The sequence below is a fragment of the Paenibacillus sp. FSL R10-2748 genome (genome assembly GCF_038005565.1).
GTDB lineage: Bacteria > Bacillota > Bacilli > Paenibacillales > Paenibacillaceae > Paenibacillus > Paenibacillus polymyxa_B.
Genome location: NZ_JBBOTK010000004.1, coordinates 633,473 through 653,397, shown reverse-complemented (window position 1 = coordinate 653,397; position 19,925 = coordinate 633,473). Strand labels below are relative to the sequence as shown.

Annotated in this window: 15 protein-coding genes, 1 tRNA gene and 1 pseudogene; 4 read left to right on the top strand and 13 right to left on the bottom strand. The window is 44.5% G+C overall.

From position 1 onward, the window contains the following. Window positions 1-3 precede the first annotated feature (3 nt). From NSS66_RS15940 to NSS66_RS15925, 4 genes are all read right to left on the bottom strand, one after another. Window positions 4-1,365 carry a glycoside hydrolase family 28 protein gene (locus NSS66_RS15940; RefSeq protein WP_023989415.1) on the bottom strand — a complete coding sequence of 454 codons (1,362 nt, stop codon included), beginning with the start codon at window positions 1,363-1,365 and terminating at the stop codon, window positions 4-6. A 134-nt stretch (window positions 1,366-1,499) separates the two neighbouring features. Beyond that, window positions 1,500-3,020 (bottom strand): extracellular solute-binding protein, encoded by a 1,521-nt coding sequence (locus NSS66_RS15935; protein WP_340959338.1) that lies wholly within the window; start codon window positions 3,018-3,020, stop codon window positions 1,500-1,502. A 28-nt stretch (window positions 3,021-3,048) separates the two neighbouring features. Beyond that, the gene (locus tag NSS66_RS15930; RefSeq protein WP_023989417.1) at window positions 3,049-3,672 is read right to left on the bottom strand and encodes a YesL family protein; all 624 of its coding nucleotides are present in this window, start codon (window positions 3,670-3,672) and stop codon (window positions 3,049-3,051) included. Between the two features lie 21 nt (window positions 3,673-3,693). Next, window positions 3,694-4,653, bottom strand: a complete 960-nt coding sequence (locus tag NSS66_RS15925) for an ABC transporter permease (protein ID WP_023989418.1) — start codon at window positions 4,651-4,653, stop codon at window positions 3,694-3,696. Between the two features lie 269 nt (window positions 4,654-4,922). On the opposite strand from NSS66_RS15925, the gene NSS66_RS15920 reads away from it, so the two are divergent. Continuing rightward, window positions 4,923-5,822 (top strand): carbohydrate ABC transporter permease, encoded by a 900-nt coding sequence (locus tag NSS66_RS15920; RefSeq protein WP_028540498.1) that lies wholly within the window; start codon window positions 4,923-4,925, stop codon window positions 5,820-5,822. Here NSS66_RS15920 and NSS66_RS15915 read toward each other — a convergent pair. Next, a complete protein-coding gene (locus NSS66_RS15915; protein ID WP_340959337.1) occupies window positions 5,819-8,080 on the bottom strand; it encodes a helix-turn-helix domain-containing protein in 2,262 nt (753 codons plus the stop codon). The two genes, NSS66_RS15920 and NSS66_RS15915, sit on opposite strands and share 4 nt — an antisense overlap. A 168-nt stretch (window positions 8,081-8,248) precedes the next feature. Between NSS66_RS15915 and NSS66_RS15910 the strand changes: the two genes are divergently transcribed. Beyond that, complete coding sequence (locus NSS66_RS15910) at window positions 8,249-9,745, top strand: GDSL-type esterase/lipase family protein (protein WP_340959336.1); 1,497 nt, start codon at window positions 8,249-8,251, stop codon at window positions 9,743-9,745. A 283-nt stretch (window positions 9,746-10,028) separates the two neighbouring features. Beyond that, window positions 10,029-10,361 (top strand): hypothetical protein, encoded by a 333-nt coding sequence (locus tag NSS66_RS15905; RefSeq protein ID WP_075154446.1) that lies wholly within the window; start codon window positions 10,029-10,031, stop codon window positions 10,359-10,361. Between the two features lie 209 nt (window positions 10,362-10,570). Here the strand turns inward: NSS66_RS15905 and NSS66_RS15900 are convergent, their stop codons facing one another. After that, window positions 10,571-11,110, bottom strand: a complete 540-nt coding sequence (locus NSS66_RS15900) for a GNAT family N-acetyltransferase (RefSeq protein ID WP_068942325.1) — start codon at window positions 11,108-11,110, stop codon at window positions 10,571-10,573. Between the two features lie 750 nt (window positions 11,111-11,860). Here NSS66_RS15900 and NSS66_RS15895 point away from each other — a divergent pair. Beyond that, window positions 11,861-12,047, top strand: a pseudogene (locus NSS66_RS15895) (uridine kinase); the annotation flags it as partial. A 104-nt stretch (window positions 12,048-12,151) separates the two neighbouring features. Here the strand turns inward: NSS66_RS15895 and NSS66_RS15890 are convergent. The 7 genes from NSS66_RS15890 to NSS66_RS15860 form a co-directional block, all read right to left on the bottom strand. After that, window positions 12,152-12,225: transfer RNA gene (locus NSS66_RS15890), tRNA-Ile, on the bottom strand. A 124-nt stretch (window positions 12,226-12,349) separates the two neighbouring features. Continuing rightward, window positions 12,350-12,514 carry a hypothetical protein gene (locus NSS66_RS15885; RefSeq protein WP_014282411.1) on the bottom strand — a complete coding sequence of 55 codons (165 nt, stop codon included), beginning with the start codon at window positions 12,512-12,514 and terminating at the stop codon, window positions 12,350-12,352. A 146-nt stretch (window positions 12,515-12,660) separates the two neighbouring features. Beyond that, entirely contained in the window at window positions 12,661-13,302 is a 642-nt protein-coding gene (gene pyrE, locus NSS66_RS15880) for an orotate phosphoribosyltransferase (RefSeq protein ID WP_028540493.1), read from the bottom strand. After that, the gene (gene pyrF / locus NSS66_RS15875; protein ID WP_081047489.1) at window positions 13,299-14,093 is read right to left on the bottom strand and encodes an orotidine-5'-phosphate decarboxylase; all 795 of its coding nucleotides are present in this window, start codon (window positions 14,091-14,093) and stop codon (window positions 13,299-13,301) included. The genes pyrE and pyrF overlap by 4 nt, the downstream gene beginning before the upstream one ends. A 67-nt stretch (window positions 14,094-14,160) precedes the next feature. Beyond that, complete coding sequence (gene carB / locus NSS66_RS15870; protein ID WP_075154447.1) at window positions 14,161-17,376, bottom strand: carbamoyl-phosphate synthase large subunit; 3,216 nt, start codon at window positions 17,374-17,376, stop codon at window positions 14,161-14,163. 1 nt (window position 17,377) lies between these two features. Then, window positions 17,378-18,514 carry a glutamine-hydrolyzing carbamoyl-phosphate synthase small subunit gene (carA, locus tag NSS66_RS15865; protein ID WP_075154448.1) on the bottom strand — a complete coding sequence of 379 codons (1,137 nt, stop codon included), beginning with the start codon at window positions 18,512-18,514 and terminating at the stop codon, window positions 17,378-17,380. Window positions 18,515-18,575: 61 nt separating this feature from the next. Continuing rightward, window positions 18,576-19,898, bottom strand: coding sequence for a dihydroorotase (locus NSS66_RS15860; protein ID WP_028540490.1), 1,323 nt, complete (start codon window positions 19,896-19,898; stop codon window positions 18,576-18,578). Window positions 19,899-19,925 lie beyond the last annotated feature (27 nt).

Below are 19,925 nucleotides of genomic sequence, written 5' to 3'. Positions count from 1 at the left end.
CTCCTAATTCATCATATTTTGTTCAGAAGGTTGTATCGTTACTTGTTCTATCAGCTTTTCGGGCTGAGCTGTATTCTTCGAATGGCAACGATTGATTTCAACGTCTTCCCCATTTTCAATATAAAAGGCAGGACCTTCATGATTCTCAATCGTCACATGTTGAAAACGAATATCCTTCACGTTACCTAGATAAAAACCACGGTTGTTCATATCTTCTATCCCTGTCATCATGGCCGGACGACCGGGAATTGCATTTTTAGCCATAGAAATATCAATATTGGAAAATGTGATTTCAGCAATATATCGTTCTGCAAGTCCGTATAAGAATCCAGCAGCCGCATGAACCTGTCGTGCCGTAATATCGGAAAAATGGATTCGTCTAAAGCACGGGGTTTCATCGGTAATCGGATAGGGATTTTTGTCCCACACATATTTGTCTTTGCCCCGAGGGCCGCAGAAATAATAAAGATTCAGAATAAATGGACAAATTACATCTTCCATCACAATGTTGCTGACGCGAATATCCTCGATGGTTCCGCCACGTCCTCGTCTGGATTTCAGACGTATGCCCCGATCCGTTTGCTTGAACACGCAATTGCTGATCGTAACATTACGAATGTCACCACTCATTTCGCTTCCCAGTACGACTGCGCCATGTCCATGCACCATCGTACAGTTGGTAATCGTAATATTTTCACATGGAATTCTCTCTTGTGTATCTTCGGTTCCTGCTTTGATCGCAATACAGTCATCGCCCACATCTATATTGCAGTTGCTAATACGAACATTGGAACAGGATTCAGGATTAATGCCATCCGTATTGGGGGAGTCCGCCGGGTTAAGAATGGACAAATTATCAATTGTAACGTTATAGCAAGCGATGGGGTTTACAGTCCAACTGGGGGAATTTTTTAACATAACATCTTTAATGGTAACCCGCTGACAACGGTCAAAGCTGATTAATTTGGGTCTCGGATACTGTAACTCCTCTGGATGATTGCGGTGCTTTTCCCACCACGGCTGACCATTTCCATCCAGCGTTCCGCTACCTGTAACTGAAATATTCTCAAGGTTCTGCCCATAAATGCATGACGCATGTACTTCCCGCTGAACGCCTTCCCATCTGGATTCTACTACAGGGTAATCAGCCAGTTCCGTACTGAAGGACAGAGTTGCGCCAGGGCTTACATGCAGCTCAATGTTACTTTTCAGAAAGATAGCACCTGTCAGATACGTCCCAGACGGAACAAAAACGGTTCCTCCTCCAGCATTGCTGGCCGCTTCAATGGCAGCCGCAATCGCTCCCGTAGCCAGCGTCGTGCCATCCTGAACTGCTCCATAATCTACAATGTTATACAATTGCATTTCGTTCTCTCCTGTCTTTATATTTTGTGAATGTTAGATCCATTTTGTATTGGGAAGAAAGCATAAGCTGCCCCCGGATTTCAACATCCAAGAAATCATTCAAGGAGTCTGGGGGCAACAGCCATGCTCAACTATTATTTTTTCGTTTTCTTATACGCTTCCTCGTACTCAGCAGTAATCCGTGATCCACCGGAGTTTTTCCAGTTTTCTACGGCTGCTTTAAACCCGGTTTCGTCAAGCTCACCCATAATAAATTTGAAGGAGGCGTCGGTAATGATTTTCTCCAGCTCTGTTCCTTGCTCATTAGCGGTGACTGAATCCAGTGGAACGGTCGGGTCCAGAACAGCAAATTCATTATTTTCTCGGACTAATTCATTAGCCAGTTCCTTTTCTGGATTGGCATCTTTTAAGTTGTAGGTCACTTCACTTGGTCTGGAGCTTGAAAACGGCTGAACATCTGCTTGCCACAAATCTGTATTCGTAATTTTGAAGGCTCCATCTTTTTCGATCTTATAATGAGTGCCTTCTATACCGCCGGTCATATACATATATACATCTTTGTCAATTAAATCATCTACAAATTGCAGCAGTCTCTTCAACTCAGCTTCTGTTTTTACTTCGGATTTCGGAAATGCCAGCAAACCTCCTACCCCGCTTCCCTCAGACCATACGTGGTATTTGCCATCTCCATTCGAAATCTTGTTAACCGGTACCAGCTTCAGTCCCTTTTGTAAGCCTTGGGACAAGGTTCTGAGGTTAGAGATATCGATCATGCCTGTATAAATACCTGCTTTACCTTGTGCAAATTGTTGCTGCTGGTCCGTTTTAGCGGTTACAGCAAAGTCTTTAGAGAGATATCCATTTTTGTATAATTTATTGGAATACTTTAAGGTCTCCAAATATTGAGGAGTATCAAATTCCGGCGTAAACTTTCCGCTTTCATCTACTTTCCAGCCATTAGGTGTGCCAAAGTAGGAACTTAAAGTTTTGAAGCTGCTGTAGCGTAGATCCGATCTGTCAACAAACCCAGTCGTATCATTTTTTCCATTTCCATCCGGATCATCTTCTGTAAACGCTCTCGCAACTTCATACAACTCATCCAGTGTCGTCGGCACCTTCAGTCCCAAGCGATCCAGCCAATCCTGGCGAATGACCAGACCCGCCCGAGCCAGATTCTTCTGGAACGGAACGCCATACAGTACCCCTTCAATGGATGCGGCTTCCCGAACTTCAGGCGGGATTTTCTTCAAATTTTCATAATCATCCAAATACTTTCCTACATCCCAGAATAGCCCTGATTTCAAAGAGCTTCGTACTGAAGAATTTGTCATCATCGTCAGAGTCACCATATCGGCCAATTCGCCGGATGCAAGCGCGGTAGTGATTCTCTCTTCTTTGGAAGCGTCAGGCACCCAATTGAACGTGATTTTAGAATTGGTGTATTCTTCAATTTTGCTTTTGATCGTTTCTGTAGGCGGAGAAGCTGTATGCAATACGTTTAACCAGGTAAATTCCAGTTTGGACTTCGGATCATAGGTTTGGCCGCTTTGATCCTCAGCTCCCTTGTCACCGCAAGCAGCTAAAAAAACACTCATGACCATTAGTACAGCAAGAAGGCCCGATACTCCCTTTTTCGTCGTGATTCCCTTTTTCATCGTGTTTGCTCCTTTTCTGTTTATATATTTATGCCATATCTTCCTCTTTCACCAGAACCTCTCGCTCTATTTTGCTGAACACCTGATGCGTCATCCACATCACGAGATAACCCATAATACTTGCTCCGGCAAAAGTTAGAATTCCTGGGTACAAGCCTAGAATCAATGCAAAAAGCACGACAATGGCTACAAAAAGAACAAGCGTATATTGTAAATACGAAAATCCAATCACTATCGACATTTTGACCTTCAGTCCGATACCTTTCCAATCATAGTGAGCCAGCAGTGGGAAAATGTAGGCCAAAGAGATGAGATACAAAAAGGCTCCAATAAGCGTCACCACACGAACATACCAGGACGAGACGTTGACTATATCCACGTAGAGCACGTAACCCACAAGGCTGTAAAGCCCGCCAATGATTGCTGCTTCTTTAAAGCTTTCTCTAAAGTAACGTACAAACGTCGAGAAAATGGCGACTTCCTCATTGCCCCGAATCCACTGCCTTAAAATACTAAGCATAGCAACGGTTGCAGGCCCAACGCCTATAAAACCCAAGCCCAGAATCGTAGCAACCGTCCAAAGCAAGTTAAGGTAGACCAGGCGCAGCAGGCGCATGCACCATTTGTTCATGTTTTCTACAAACCGTACCATTTTGCATCCTTCCCGTCGTCATTAGTAAACGCCGTCTTCACCAAATTTCTTGGCCAGTCGATTGGAGCCCATAATTAGGATTAAACCTACTACACCTTTAAAAAGTCCTACCGTCGTACTGAAACTTAATTGTCCATTCTTTAAGCCCGCAGTATAAATGTAGGTGTCAAAGATTTCGGCAACCTCGCGGTTTAATGAGTTCAATAGCAGATACATATGCTCAAAGCCCAAATCCAACGTGCTACCGATCTTCAAAATTAATAATGTAATAATGACTGGGCGGATCGCAGGCAAGGTAACGTGCCATGTCTTTCTCAGGCGTCCAGCTCCGTCCATCTCTGCTGCCTCATACAATTGCGTATCTACCACTGTAATCGCAGATAGATAAATGATGGTAGACCAGCCAAGTTCCTTCCAAATCACTTGCCCGATGTAGACGGTTCGCAGCCATTGAGGAGAAGTTAAGAAGCTGATCTTCTCACCGCCCAGCGCGGCAATCATTTCATTCAGCACCCCACCGTCTACGGTTAGGAATACATAAGAAATCGAAACAATGATAACCCATGACATAAAGTGCGGGATGTAGATGATGGTTTGAATAATGTTTTTAAAAAACATCTTCCTAACCTCGTTCAACATGAGTGCCAAAATGATGGGCAATGGAAAAAAGATTACAATGTTCAGCGCAAACAAAACCAGTGTATTACGAAGCAGCATAAAAAACGTAGGCTCGGTAAACAAACGAATAAAATGCTTCATTCCTACCCATGGACTGCCCGTGATTCCCTGAAAAGCTTGATAATCCTGAAATGCAATCACCAATCCCCCCATAGGAAAGTACTTAAAAATAATGAAGTACACCAGTCCGGGTAAAACCATTAAATAGAGCAACTTGTGTTTCTGCATTCGTAAAAGGCTTTCTGTCGTTCTTTTGTTCTTTTTCATTTTCATGTTTGGTGCGGGGACACTTGAAACTTTCATTAGTTCGACCTCCTTCAAACGTTCCTGTATACGTTTTCAAGAGTACGCGATTTTCAGCATTCCGCATATAATCATCAAATGATAGCGTTTACAAAATTGAGTATACAGCCTACTTTTCAACCTTTTCACCATAGCTAATGATTACAACACAACCTAATGATCATCCGCTTTTCTCCATGATTAGAGAACACCTCAAGATTTGATTATATACGGAATTCTTTCCTCTTGATAAGGTTGACATGTAAACGATTACGAGGAGGTCAACCACATTGACGCAACCATTACGAAAACAAAAATTACGAAAAAAAGAATCGCTGGGCAGCCGTATTTTCAACATTGTAAACAGTACACTATTGATTCTCATTGCCCTCACTTGTCTCTTACCTTTTTTGAATATCATCGCCAGCTCTTTTGCCTCAACTGAAGAAGTGATAGCCAAGAAGTTCATTTTATTCCCAGTTACTTTTTCCTTGGATGCCTATCGCTATATTCTGTCGACTCCCACCATTTTTAGAGGTCTCGGGGTTTCGGTTGGAGTAACGGTCGTCGGTACAGTTGTAAGTATGATATTTACTGCTTTTATGGCTTATGGATTATCCCGAAGATATCTACTTGGCCGCAATACGATTAACTTCATTGTCGTGTTTTCTATGTTGTTTAGTGGGGGGATGATTCCGACATTCCTGGTTGTAAAAAGCATGGGGCTTATCAATTCGTATTGGTCCTTGATTCTTCCCGTGGCCATTAATGCGTTTAACCTGATTATCATGCGTAACTTTTTTCAGGCGCTGCCAGATGATTTGGAGGAATCAGCCAAGATGGACGGGTGCAACGATTTTGGTATCTTCTTTAAAATTATGTTGCCGTTAGCCCTGCCTTCTATTGCAACCATCTCTCTATTCTACGCTGTTGCCTACTGGAATACGTATATGCACGCCATTCTCTATATTAATGATTCTGCCAAATGGCCGATTCAAGTCTTGCTACGTCAAATTGTAATCGTTTCCAGTGGTATGCAGGCAGAAGGAACTGCTGTAGATGTCATCCCGCCTGCGCAGACGATTAAGATGGCAGTCATTGTCATTGCGACCGTTCCGATGTTAATCGTGTATCCATTTGTGCAAAAGCACTTTGTCAAAGGAGCTTTATTAGGAGCGGTTAAAGGCTAATTGGCTTGCTTCATCTTTCGGTAAGCTCCCGGTGTAACCTGTTCCTTTTTCCGAAAAGAGCGGATAAAGTTTTGCGAATTATGATATTGCAGTCGCTCAGCGATTTCTTTAATCGTCATATCGGTCTCAACAAGCCATTTCTTGCCCATTTGTAACCGGTAGCCCATTAGATATTCACTAAACGTCGTTCCGTATTCTTTTTTGAAAATACTGCTTAAATAATTCGGATTGTAATGAAGTCGGTCTCCAATGAGTTCTAATGATAATTCCTGGTCATATTCAGCACGGATAATAGCAGCAATTTTTTCCGAGAGACAGCGGAATTGCTGATTGGTCTTCTCCTTCATGCTTTTTACCATAGGGAAAATAACTTGCTCTATCAGCATACGTTCTATCTCTTCCGGGTTACGGATGTCCAGCAAATGATGATACAAGGCATGATTGTCTTGCGTCAGCAGCACTTCAATCCCTAATAGCTGCTCCAATTGGATGAGGTTATTCACAAACCGTACCAACAGCACTTCAAAGTTCATGGAATGATTGTTTTTTATCATCATTTCCTCCAATAAAGAGTGCACGGTATGGTATACCTGCTCTTCGTCCCCTATTCGGATGGCATCAAACAGTTTTGATTCCAATTCCGTAGGATAATGAAGCAGCACCGGACCTGAAATGACCATGGAAATATCTTCATAAAAAATAATTGATTCTTTGCCTAAATTTAAACGGTGATGCAAAGCTTGCTTGCTCATCTCACAGGCTTCTTTACTTTCTAATAAGTTATCATACGCCGTACTAATGCCGATGCTGATGGATACATTCAAATACTCTTTTACGTTTTGAACCAAAAGGGTCGCATCATCTAGGACTTGCTTTCTCATTTCCTGTTCGCTCTTACCTGTCAGAATTAATATGGTGGCCTGAGTGTTATCGTTCAAAATGATGGGAAGCATTCGCTGCTGCTCTGGAATCGTTTCTTCTACGATTTTATTAATAGCCAGCAGCAAAACATCTTTATCCGAGGGCTCTCGATCTCCCAGATTATCCAGTTGGACTAACAAGGTAATATACATTTGATTCTCGATCGGCGGATAACCCAAGCGTGGCATTTTTCGTGCCAATTCCTCTGCAGAAATACGTTTGCGGAACAGGTTGAGAATCAATTGGGTTTCCAACTGTGGCATTTCGGACTGAATGAGACTTTCCAAGCTTTCTTTCTCGGTTACAATGTTATCGATTGAATTAATAATCCATTCAATTTCATTTTTAGAAGGTTCATTTTTGAAAGCGAAATTAGGATTTTTAGGCAAACTGCGTTTTATTTGCTGAAATGGCTTTGTAAAGTAAATGGCAATGAAGTACGCCACTACCACCATTAAGAGCGTTAATACAAGTCCCATCATGATGATCCCAAATTTGGTCGTTTGAAAGGCATCCGCAATTTCTTTCTTATCTAATACCGTTAAGTAAGTCCAATTGTTGTAAGCAGATTTGGCATAAATGACTTGTCGTGCAGGCTGCTGATCCGTTTTCTCCAAAGTTAACATACCTGTGTTGTTCGGCTTCACTGCAGCTTCTGAAATGTGCTGAAGCTGTTGGGTGGACAATAATTGTTCAGCAGGCTGGGTTTCATACATTAAATCGCCTTGTTTATTCAAAATAAAAACAGCCATATGATCCTCGGTTTGAATCGTATGATTTAACGTTTGCAGCGAAATATCCGACAAAGCAATGGCTTGCTTCTTCTTAGAGAATACAGGCAAGGTATTAACAAAACGAATTCCTTTATCTGTTTTAACCCAGAATAGTCCCTTCTCTTGGTGGTCGATATAGGTACTAATCAGCTTTTCTCGTTCCGTTTTCGTCAAATAGGACAGGCTTCCATTGGAGATTCTCCAATTCTGATCCAGACTGATTAGCGAATATTCCGTTCCCTCTAATCCCATCGTAGCAATATAATTGAGCTGAGTATTCACATTCCGATACGCTATAAAATCTTTTTCTGTAATGGGATTTTTCACAACATCATTAAAGGAACTGGTCGTGCTATACGTATTAAAAGCATATTCAATCGTTTGAATTTTCTGCTCCAGACTATTTCTGATCTGTGCCATGTAGCTTTGCTTGGTATTGGAAACTCTCTCCACAACGGAGCTAATTGTTGTAAAATAGATGTAGCTGCCAAAACTGGCCACCAATCCTATTCCCAAAACCAGAATCGTAATAAAAATAGTATAGAACATTCTTCCTTTTTTCATTGCGCTCCCCCTCTGGCTCTTTGCATCACAACAAAATTATAGCGCTTTCATAACAAGGTTTAAATCATTTTTTTCACGTGTGCATTATTTTTTACATCCGTATCATTCCAATTTAAGTCGATTTTGTTTGGTTTGCGGCAGTTAAAAAGAAATTTGGAGGAGTTATTTATGTTACATGTTATTAGTCCTAAAGAACCGATTATAAAAAAAGAATTTCCGTCAGACACTTCCTTTCTCTCCCTCTATCCCGTAGCAGCTCATGAAGCTCGTCCTTTTATATTGGTATTACCTGGCGGTGGCTACGAGCATTTGGCCTCACATGAAGGAGAGCCTATAGCTCGGTGGTTGAATGATCTAGGTATTCATGCGGGTGTGCTGGAGTATCAAGTCGGCGATTTCGAGATTACTTCCTTGTTGAAGGATGTAGAACATGCTCTGCAATGGATTCGCCAAACACCGCATGACTGGCTAGTCATTCCTGATCAAGTGGGGCTCATCGGTTTTTCAGCAGGCGGTCACTTGGCCTCCATTGTCTCCACTATAGGGACGGTAAAACCAGATCTTCTGTTGTTGGGATACCCTGTAATTTCATTTCATGAGCCTTATACACATATCGGAAGCCGTACACATTTTTTAGGGGAACAGCCGACGCTGGAGCAGCTCCAAGCCTTTTCATCCGATCGGCAAGTAACTTCACAGACACCTCCAACTTTGATGTGGACTACAGCCAATGATGGCGCTGTACCGGTAGAAAATAGTCTGTTGTTCGCTTTTTCATTATCCAGAGAACGTATTCCGTTTGAACTGCATGTATTTGAGGAAGGGCGACACGGCTTGGGACTGTCAGAGGACAACCATGAATGCCATCAATGGCTTAATCTGGCGGAAACTTGGCTTCAAAAACATGGATATGCTCAGGCAAGGCAACAGATGACAATTCGACTGTTTATCGCTGGGGACTCCACTGCAGCTCAAAAAGGGGCTACCGAAAAACCGATGACAGGCTGGGGCGAACACTTGCAAAGCTACTTGGCACCGTCTGTTCATGTGGACAATCGTGCCGTCAATGGACGAAGCACCAAATCTTTTATAGCAGAAGGCCGGTTAGCTGATATTGAAAAAGATATTCAAGCTGGAGATTATCTGTTTATTCAATTTGGACACAACGATGAGAAAAAAGAAGACCCCACTCGCTATACCGATCCTGATGGAGAGTATCGTCAAAACTTAATTCAATACATTCAGTCCGCTCGGGAGCGTGGTGGAATTCCAGTGCTATTGACCTCTGTAAGCCGCCGCCGCTTCAAAGCAGACGGTGAACCTGATCCGCTGGCTGTAGGAGCCTATCCTGCTGCCATGAGACAAGTAGCCGCGGAAACCAAGACACCCCTGCTCGATATTTTTGAAGCTTCTCAGCAGCTATATCGTTCAATGGGTGAAAAAGAGTCACAGCAGCTATTTATGCATTTGCCTGAAAAAGCGCATCCTAATTACCCCGCTGGTGTAACGGATAATACCCATTTTTCTGACGAAGGAGCCAAACAGGTCGCCCAGCTTGTAGCGGAAGCAATTCGACAGTGTGCGGAACTGTCTGCATTAAAACAGCGTATGGTAGAAAAGAATCTAGATAGCGATGAGAGGCTTGCACACCAGCTTGTCAACTGATATCAAGAACTAAATAGATACAAACACAAAACGGACTTGGAGCAAATCACTCTGACGTCCGTTTTTTATTTCGTGTGATCAAAGACTATACAGCTATGAAGAATAGTTCAAAAGTATGGTAAATAAAAAACTTAAATTGTTATATTTTAAATCTTTTGTATTTTATAGGACTTTATAATCGTTTTGTTGTATTATTTTGACAACATTTGTCGAATGAAGTGAAATCAATAATTTTACATGGTATATTTTAGGAGTTAAAATCATACATCAGGAGGAATTCTTTATGAATACTAAGAAAATATTATTATCAACAGCTATGTCTCTGGGACTTATTGGGAGTATTATCGTCCCTAGCGCGTCCGCATCTGTAGGCCCTTCTCCGGTAATTACGCCTGTCGTAGAAGTTAACGGAGTATACTACAGAACGGCTACGTTGCCACGTAATTATTCCTATGCGTTGTCAAATTACCCAGGGGATACTTATAAAGTGGCGAGCGGAAATGTCACCGTCTCCGCTTCCGGGGTGGTAACAACTAGTACTGCAACGACTGCAAGAGTTGAGATTTACGGCGGTAACGGTAAATTGAGAATGGTGTACACTGTTAAGGTGTCCTAAGATAAAAGCAGTATATACAGCACTGTCCGTTTATTCGGGCAGTGCTTTTTTTATGAGACGAAAAGAACTCATATTAGCTTTTTTATCAGCGGAACCCTTTATTAGTTTTCATTGAACTCTATTAACCGACTCTTGTGAAGTTTTATTTAAATGCTCCTCAAATTGAGTGCCAAATGCTCGAACTTCCTCTTTTCTAAACTTTCGTGAGATCAATAAAGATACCCCAAAAAATCTAAGTCTCCCTCACTCCAATCCATCTTTCCTACTTCTTTAATCATTATTCCATCAATTTTCTCAAAGCCTATTCCATTTGTAATAATTTTTTCATTATCAATTTTTAACCATTTAATTTTGTTCTTTACAGGCTTATATCCATTTCTTAAATACAAGTTCATATTATCAGCAAATAAAAGTATAAAATCAATATTTCGTGTAACGGATAACTTTTCAATTTCTAAAAGCAGTGCTGAAGCTATTCCCTGTGATCGAACATTTTTTGAAACACACAAATCAATTAAACCCAGTACTCTTATGGTTTCTCCGTTTAGATTCATTATCCTATAATCTAATCCAACATGCCCTATAAGTTGATAATCATGGTTAAAAGCTAGAAGTCTAAAATGTGGAAGTTGCTTGAAATAAATTCTATCCGTAGGGTAGATTTCTGAAAAACTGTCCATTAATAATGCTTGTATACTGGCTGCTAACTTTTCGCTTATGTCATGTTCAAAAACTTGATCTATTTTCAAAATACCACTCCCATCCTAGTACCTACTTTAGCACTCTTCTACATTTAAGTGTGACAACTGTACGTGAATTGCGAAGGAATACTTCCTACTTACTGAAGCGGGTGATTTTTTTCTTGTTAATTCTAAAGGGGCTGTTGTATTAATTAACACAAATATAATTAGTGATCAATTTTTTGAACAGCCTACTATTCAGATTTATCAAGTATCCAAAAAAGAAAAGCACATAGCAATAACGTTTGAATATGGACCATCAAATACACTGTTTTATGCTTATCAATATAAAAACGGTACATTATTTAATAAACTTTCCATTATGGGCGATCAGGGAGTACAAGTTGATATAAAGGGAACCGTTAAACAATATTGGAAAAAGTACAGACCTGAGGGAGGAGGGGATTTAGCTATAGCGACGTATTCATGGAGTGCTTCAAAGAATAAGTACCTCGGAGCAGGACAGCTGCCTTAGTTAATCATCTCTATTGAAAAGCTCACGTTTAAAGTCATCTAAGGAAATACACTGGGACTCACACCAGCTTTCAGTCAGTGGAGTCCTCTTTTAGATCTAAAAGTAAACTCACTAGTCCCTAATATTTTCTAAAGTAGCGCTTCCCATCTCCTGTAGGCATAATAACCTTCTACTCCCTATCCCGCCATTCTACCCGCAATATAGACTCTTCCGCCCATACAATATAGTCAAATCAGCATCGAAAAGACGATATAACGATCGCAAAATGATTTCTGAAAGCTGTCCGTTATCAAAGGTATGACTGGGAAACCGATAAGTTATCGGAATGGCATACTGTTCCTGCTGGCGGCATTGTCATAATCGAAGGGGTATATTCCATCCGAAAGGAACTAGAAGACAAAAGTTTGGGTTGATTGTCCACGAAAAATTAGGCTTTCAAGAGGTCATGAAAGAGACGGAGACTGTACTCGTGGGAAGGATTATAATCGCTCCCTCATAAAGGGGCTACTTTCCTCCATTTTCTCACCCTCTATAAACAACAAAAAACCCTTGCTACGCAAGGGTTTTTGAGGAAATGGGCCCTGAGGGACTCGAACCCCCGACCAATCGGTTATGAGCCGACCGCTCTAACCAACTGAGCTAAGGGCCCTCAAAAAAATATGTATATTCACGTTACATATTCATAACAGCAACGTTAATTAATATACAACATTTTCTTGTGTTTCGTCAATAGCCTTTCGAAAATTTTCTTTTTAAAAATTATTTTCGTGGACTTACGGAATAAATCGGACACCATAACGACCTTTGCGCGAGCGGTACACCTCCACTGCGCGGGGATCATTGTAGCCATACATCCAGCCGTCGTGCTCCAACCTTTTTGCCAGACATCCTGCCTGAAATTTAGTCGTGTACAGTCTGCCATAGTAAATCCAATACATCCGAACTCCCTCTTTTCACATGATGGTAGGAGTTAGTGTAACCGGATCGAATTCGATTTACACGGCCTGAGCCATAACAATCTACAATGGTTAGCACGAGTGCGAATCGCTCTAATCATTAGCTCTGTTGGCCCCTATAGCTCATCTTATTTGCCAAAGGAAGCCGGATCCTGACGCCAGGAACGCAGCAGTTCCATCTCTTCTTCCTGAATAGTTCCTTCACGCAAGGCAACGTTCATCAGGGCTGTATAATTGGACAAGCTTTGCAGCTCCACACCTGCTTCTTCAAAGGCTTGAGTCGCTTTGTCTAGCTGGTAGCTGAAAATAGCTAGTACCGCTAACGGCTGAGCGCCTGCTTGTGCTACGGCCTGTGCTGCTTTAATGGAGCTGCCTCCTGTAGAAATGAGATCCTCGATGACCATAACCTTTTGTCCTGCGCCGATGCGGCCTTCAATTTGGTTCTCTTTCCCATGTCCTTTGGCTTTGTCCCTCACATAGGCCATTGGCAGATTTAGCTTTTGCGCCACCCAGGCCGCATGAGGAATCCCTGCTGTAGCTGTCCCTGCAATGACTTCGGTTTCGGGATATTGCTCACGAATGAGGGCAGCAAATGAGTCTGCGATCAGCTCGCGTACCTCCGGGTAGGACATGGTCAGACGATTGTCACAGTAGATTGGCGATTTAATGCCGGATGTCCATGTAAAAGGCTGTTGCGGGCGCAATGCCACCGCCTGAATACGTAACAGATGGGATGCGATTTGCTCGGGGATACTATTGAATGTGGTCATACTTGTATCATCTCCTCAATAATGTGTTCCGCTGCGGCACGTGGGTCTGCTGCTGCGGTGATAGGACGTCCAACAACAATGTAGCTGCTGCCTTGGGCAATGGCTTGCCCAGGTGTAAGCACACGCGACTGATCGCCTGCAGCACTACCTGCCGGGCGTATGCCAGGAGTTATCGTCTTAAAGTCTGATCCACATACAGCACGAATGGCAGGCACTTCCAAAGGTGAAGCTACCACACCATCCAGTCCCGCCTCACGGGTCAGTTGTGCGTAACGAACTACTGCATCCTGTACCGTACCAGGAATACCTAACTCCTTATTCATGGTCGTCTGATCCGTGCTGGTCAGCTGTGTGACTGCAATAATGAGCGGCATGGAAAGCGAACTGTCTGCGGAAATAGCTGCTTCTGCACCAGCTTTAGCGGCTGACATCATATTAACGCCTCCAGCAGCATGTACGTTGAACATATCCACACCTAGGCGGGTAATGCTCTCTGCCCCTCCCCGCACCGTGTTAGGGATATCATGCATTTTCAAATCCAGAAATACGGAGTATCCTCTGGACTTTAGCTGTTCTACAAAAGCTGGCCCTGCATTATAAAACAGTTGCATACCTACTTTTATATAACAGGGAATCCCCTCTAGCTGCCGAATTAACTGCTCAGCCTGTTGTGCATTGGGATAATCTAATGCAACCATCAGCCGTCCTGCCATCTGCTGAAATGCTCCATTCACCGTTCTACATCCCCTTTTCACGTCAATTCGGGTACATTTGCCCGTGATAAAGGACATCCGTCAGCCGAAGCTGATGAATGTCCTTCCCTGTGCTACTTATTTCCTCACATCTATTCGTAACGCATTAGTTGCTTAGGACCGGCATGGATTCGGATGTGAAATTGATCGTTTCCAGCATTCTTAGCAAAGCGCGTACTGTATCCAGTGAGGTCATGCAGACGATGCCATTCTCAACCGCTTCACGGCGGATACGGAATCCATCACGCTCTGGCGTTTTGCCTTTGGTCAGCGTATTGAAGACAAAGTTGGCTTCACCCGTACGGATCATATCCAGGATGTTCGGGTTACCTTCGCTCAGCTTGTTGATCGTGTTCACCGGAATATTGGCCTGCTTCATAGCAGCCGCCGTTCCACCTGTTGCAATAATTTTATAGCCCAGTCTGTAAAAGCCCTGCATCAACTCGACAGCTTCTTCTTTGTCCTTATCTGCCACTGTAATGATGATTGCTCCAGTAGATGGAATTTTCATGCCAGCCCCCACAAGTCCTTTGTACAGTGCTTTGGCATACTGAATATCGCGTCCCATGACTTCACCTGTCGATTTCATTTCTGGGCCCAGCGTCGGCTCTACACGGCGCAGTTTGGCAAAGGAGAATACCGGAACCTTAACCGAGACATAATTACTTTCAGGCCAAAGGCCTTCTGAATAACCTGCATCTTTAAGCTTACCGCCCAAAATAGCCTGTGTAGCCAGATTCGCCATCGGGATATTTGTGACTTTACTCAAGAAAGGAACCGTCCGCGAGGAGCGAGGATTAACCTCGATCACGTACACCTGGTCTTGATGAATGACAAACTGGATATTTACCAGACCGATCGTTTTTAATTCTTTGGCGATACTGATTGTAATTTCCACAATTTTTTGTTTCAGCTCGGCAGACAAGTGCTGTGGTGGATACACCGCGATCGAGTCACCTGAGTGAACCCCGGCCCGTTCTACATGCTCCATAATGCCTGGTACCAATACTGTCTCGCCGTCGCAGATGGCGTCGACCTCAACTTCTTTACCCAGCATATAACGGTCGATGAGCACCGGATGCTCTGGATTGATTTTAACCGCTTCTTCCATGTACCGCAGCAATTCCGTATCTGAGTACACGATTTCCATAGCGCGCCCGCCCAGAACGTAGGATGGACGTACCAGGACCGGATAGCCTAGCGCCTGTGCGGTTCCTACTGCTTCATCTACCGATGTGACCGTGTTGCCTTTAGGCTGTGCGATAGCCAGACGAGACAAAAGTTGCTCGAACTTTTTCCGGTCTTCCGCTTCATCGATACTTTCCAGACTCGTACCCAAAATATTCACGCCTGCCGCACTCAGCGGAGCTGCGAGATTAATGGCCGTTTGACCACCGAACTGGACGATAACCCCAATCGGTTTTTCCTGCTCGATGACATTCATTACATCTTCGAAGAAGAGCGGTTCAAAGTAGAGGCGATCGGATGTGTTAAAGTCCGTAGATACCGTCTCCGGGTTGTTATTGATAATCACTGCTTCGTAGCCTGCTTTTTGAATAGCCCATACCGCATGTACGGTGGAGTAATCAAATTCAATCCCTTGCCCGATCCGAATCGGTCCGGAGCCGAGTACGATAACTTTCTCTTTGTTAGATGGAATAACTTCATTTTCCACCTCGTAAGAGGAGTAGTAGTACGGAGTTGTGGCTTCAAACTCGGCTGCGCACGTATCTACCATTTTGTAGACCGGACGCAGGTTTTGAGCTAGACGGAATTCACGTACCTCACGCTCGGTTGTCATACTGTCGTTTTGGCCCATACTGCGAATCTCGGCGATAGAGCGGTCGGTAAAACCTTTACGTTTGGCCTGATAGAGTGTTTCGTAGGTCAGCTCAGACTCTCCAGCGATGATGGCTTCGAACTTGAGGATTCCCTCTACCTTATCGAGGAACCACCAGTCAATTTTCGTCAAATCTTGAATCTCCTGCTGCTGCCAGCCGCGACGGAACGCCTCGGCTACCAAGAACAAACGCTCATCATCTGCTTTAATCAGGCGATCCTTGAGCACGTCATCAGACAGCTGTTCGGCTCCCTTAAGATGCAGACGGTTTACACCGATTTCCAACGACCGTACCGCTTTATGGATGGACTCTTCGAATGTGCGTCCGATGGCCATGACTTCACCCGTTGCTTTCATTTGCGTGCCCAGCTTGCGGTTGGCAGAAATGAATTTGTCAAATGGCCAACGTGGTATTTTGCTCACGATGTAATCCAGTGTTGGCTCAAAGCAAGCATACGTTTGTCCCGTTACCGGATTCACAATTTCATCCAACGTGTAGCCCAGTGCAATTTTGGCAGCCATTTTAGCAATCGGATATCCGGTTGCCTTGGAAGCCAGCGCCGAGGAGCGGCTTACGCGTGGGTTTACTTCAATTACATAGTATTGATAGCTGTGCGGATCAAGCGCAAACTGTACATTGCAGCCGCCTTCGATATTGAGGGCGCGGATAATTTTCAGAGAAGCGGAGCGCAGCATCTGGTATTCGCGATCTGACAGCGTCTGACTCGGAGCTACGACGATACTGTCACCAGTATGCACGCCGACTGGATCAAAGTTCTCCATATTACAAACAACGATGCAGTTATCATTGCCGTCACGCATGACCTCATACTCGACTTCCTTCATACCTGCGATACTTTTTTCCACCAAACATTGTCCGATTGGACTGTATCTCAAGCCAGAGCTGACGGTTTCACGCAGTTCTTCTTCTGTAGAGCAGATACCACCGCCTGTTCCCCCTAGTGTATAAGCCGGGCGAACGATAATTGGATAACCGATTTCGTTAGCAAATTCTAACGATTCCTCTAAGGTTGTTACAATTACACTCTCCGGTACAGGCTGTTCCAACTCGCGCATCAAATCACGGAACAGATCACGATCTTCGGCTTGTTCTATCGAATTCAGTTGAGTTCCCAGCAGCTTGACGTTTTCACGCTCCAGCACTCCGGCGCGAGCCAGTTCCACTGCCATATTCAGACCTGTCTGTCCTCCCAGCGTAGGAAGCAGACCATCTGGACGCTCTTGACGGATAATCTGTGTTACAAAATCAAGTGTAATCGGCTCGATGTATACTTTGTCTGCCATGTTGGTGTCTGTCATGATGGTTGCCGGATTACTGTTGATCAGTACTACCTCGACGCCTTCTTCTTTGAGCGCTTGACAAGCTTGTGTACCAGCGTAATCAAATTCTGCTGCCTGACCAATGACGATAGGACCGGAACCGATCACAAGTATTTTTTTAAGTTCTGTATTTTTCGGCATATTAGCGCTCTCCTCTCACTGCGGCGGCGATAGCAGCCTGACGCGGTTGCTTTGGATGATTTCTTTTGTGCTCACGGATCATGTCCAGAAAACGGTCAAACAGGTAGCCATTGTCGTAAGGTCCTGGTGCAGCCTCTGGATGATATTGAACCGAAAACGCGGGATACTTGGTATGTTTAAGACCTTCAATCGTTTTATCGTTGTTATTAATATGCGTCACTTCAAGCTCAGTTCCTTGGATCGAATTCTCATTCACCGTGTAGCCGTGATTTTGTGATGTGATAAAGCAACGTCCGCTCTCCAGTTCTTTCACCGGGTGGTTACCACCGCGATGTCCGAATTTCAGCTTCTCCGTATCCGCTCCCGAAGCTAAAGCGAACAACTGGTGTCCCAAGCAAATTCCGAAAATCGGGTATTCCCCTAACAGTTCAGCTACCGTACGAACGGCATGGGGTACGTCTTTTGGATCTCCAGGGCCGTTAGACAGCTGGATACCGTCCGGGTCCAAACGGCGAATTTCCTCAGCCGTCGTATCATGTGGAACGACAACCACATCGCAGTCCCGTTTATTCAGTTCGCGCAAAATGCCGCTTTTTGCACCGTAGTCAATCAGTACGATCCGCTCTCCGTTGCCAGGACTGCTGTACGGATGAGGTGTGGAAGTCATAGGAACCTGATTACGCAATTCTTCAATAGTGAGGTCAGACATCATTTCTTTCAGTTCTTCCAGCGGCTGGGAACCAGTCGTCAAAATGCCCTTCATCGTGCCGTGATGGCGAATAATCCGGGTAAGCATGCGGGTGTCGATGTCGCTAATGCCAATGATGCCATATTCCTTCAGCAAATCGCCCACGCTGTATTGAGCACGCCAGTTGCTTGGCGCCGGCTCGTAATGTCGAACAGCAAAGCCGTGGACATAAGGCCGTACCGATTCAAAGTCATCCCGAGTAATTCCGTAATTGCCAATCAGCGGGTAAGTCATCGTTACGATTTGTCCGCAGTAAGAGGGATCAGTAAGCACCTCTTGATAGCCTGTAATCCCTGTGTTGAAAACGACCTCGCCTGTTTTTTCACCTTCCGCACCAAATGATGTGCCTGTAAACAGCGTGCCGTCCTGAAGTAACAATCTTGCCTGCATCCCGTCTCACTCCTCTATATTGTTTCCTGCTATAAGGTTCTATTTTTTTAGTGGTTTCTATTTATTTTGCTTCGTCAGCAGACCATACCAGTTTGCCATCTACCCAAGTTTTCACAGGCCAGCCTTTGAGCTTCCAGCCTGTAAAAGGAGTGTTGCGTCCTTTGCTGGCAAACGTTTGCGGATCAACTGCCTGCTCCTGCTCCAGATCAATCATGGTCAGGTCAGCTGGAGCCCCTTCTTCCAGGCGTCCCGTATCAAGGCGGAAGACACGCGCTGGATCAGCAGTCATACGACGCACTAGAAAGTCCAGCGTCCACTGTCCGGTAGCTACGAATTTTGTGTACAACAGCGGAAAGGCCGTCTCAAAACCAACGATTCCGAATGGCGCCAGCTCCATACCTCTTGCCTTCTCTTCCTCACTGTGCGCTGCATGGTCGGTTACGACGATGTCAATCGTACCGTCTTCCAGTCCCTCTATGCATGCCTGCACATCACGTGGGGAGCGGAGCGGAGGATTCATTTTCCAGTTCGCATCCAGCCCAGGGATGTCCTCATCTGACAATACCAAGTGGTGTGGGCATACCTCAGCCGTTACCTTGATGCCAAAAGATTTCGCGTGGCGGATTAACCGCACTGACTGCTCCGTGCTGACATGGCATACATGATAGTGTGCCCCGGTTGCCTCGGATAGTAAAATGTCTCGTCCGACGTGAATGGCTTCGGATTCGTTCGGAATGCCTTTAAGTCCGTGGCGCTTGGCAAATTCGCCGTCCGTCACCGCCGCTCCTTCAACAAGCGTGTTATCCTCACAGTGTGCAATAACCGGCATATCCAGTGCTTTGGCCCGCGCCATGGCGTCCTTCATCATTTGCGCGCTTTGCACCCCGACACCATCGTCAGTAAAGCCGATTGCACCCGCTGCTTTGAGCGCTTCAAAATCTGTCAGCTCACGCCCCAGTTCGTTTTTCGTAATGGCTGCGTAAGGAAGAACCTTGGCAAGCCCGGCTTCCTGTCCCTTTTTCAATACCAGCTGGACTGTGTCCACATTGTCAGTCACTGGACGTGTGTTTGGCATGCAGGCAATCGTCGTAAATCCGCCTTTCACCGCCGCACGGCTGCCCGTTTCAATCGTTTCTTTATATTCAAAGCCAGGTTCTCTCAGATGCACATGCATGTCGATTAAACCGGGGATGACCAGTTTTCCCTGGGCGTCGATTTTTTCAACTTCGCGCTCCTGCTCAGATGCCCCTTCTTCTATAAGTAGGCTGACTCCAGCATCTGCATTTGCGATAGCCAAAATTTTTCCGTCGGCGATTAGGATGGATTTCAATTCAGCCTCGCCCTGCTCGTTCAATACGCTTGCATTCATTATTAATTGTTTCATCTGAAATATTCCTCCGCTCAGTTTTCT

Bases quoted from the DNA above. Each gene is read 5' to 3' on its own strand.
- NSS66_RS15940 (WP_023989415.1), bottom strand. From the start codon at position 1,365: ATGCAATTGTATAACATTGTAGATTATGGAGCAGTTCAGGATGGCACG.
- NSS66_RS15935 (WP_340959338.1), bottom strand. From the start codon at position 3,020: ATGAAAAAGGGAATCACGACGAAAAAGGGAGTATCGGGCCTTCTTGCT.
- NSS66_RS15930 (WP_023989417.1), bottom strand. From the start codon at position 3,672: ATGGTACGGTTTGTAGAAAACATGAACAAATGGTGCATGCGCCTGCTG.
- NSS66_RS15925 (WP_023989418.1), bottom strand. From the start codon at position 4,653: ATGAAAGTTTCAAGTGTCCCCGCACCAAACATGAAAATGAAAAAGAAC.
- NSS66_RS15915 (WP_340959337.1), bottom strand. From the start codon at position 8,080: ATGAAAAAAGGAAGAATGTTCTATACTATTTTTATTACGATTCTGGTT.
- NSS66_RS15910 (WP_340959336.1), top strand. From the start codon at position 8,249: ATGTTACATGTTATTAGTCCTAAAGAACCGATTATAAAAAAAGAATTT.
- NSS66_RS15905 (WP_075154446.1), top strand. From the start codon at position 10,029: ATGAATACTAAGAAAATATTATTATCAACAGCTATGTCTCTGGGACTT.
- NSS66_RS15885 (WP_014282411.1), bottom strand. From the start codon at position 12,514: ATGTATTGGATTTACTATGGCAGACTGTACACGACTAAATTTCAGGCA.
- pyrE (WP_028540493.1), bottom strand. From the start codon at position 13,302: ATGACCACATTCAATAGTATCCCCGAGCAAATCGCATCCCATCTGTTA.
- pyrF (WP_081047489.1), bottom strand. From the start codon at position 14,093: ATGTCCTTTATCACGGGCAAATGTACCCGAATTGACGTGAAAAGGGGA.
- carB (WP_075154447.1), bottom strand. From the start codon at position 17,376: ATGCCGAAAAATACAGAACTTAAAAAAATACTTGTGATCGGTTCCGGT.
- carA (WP_075154448.1), bottom strand. From the start codon at position 18,514: ATGCAGGCAAGATTGTTACTTCAGGACGGCACGCTGTTTACAGGCACA.
- NSS66_RS15860 (WP_028540490.1), bottom strand. From the start codon at position 19,898: ATGAAACAATTAATAATGAATGCAAGCGTATTGAACGAGCAGGGCGAG.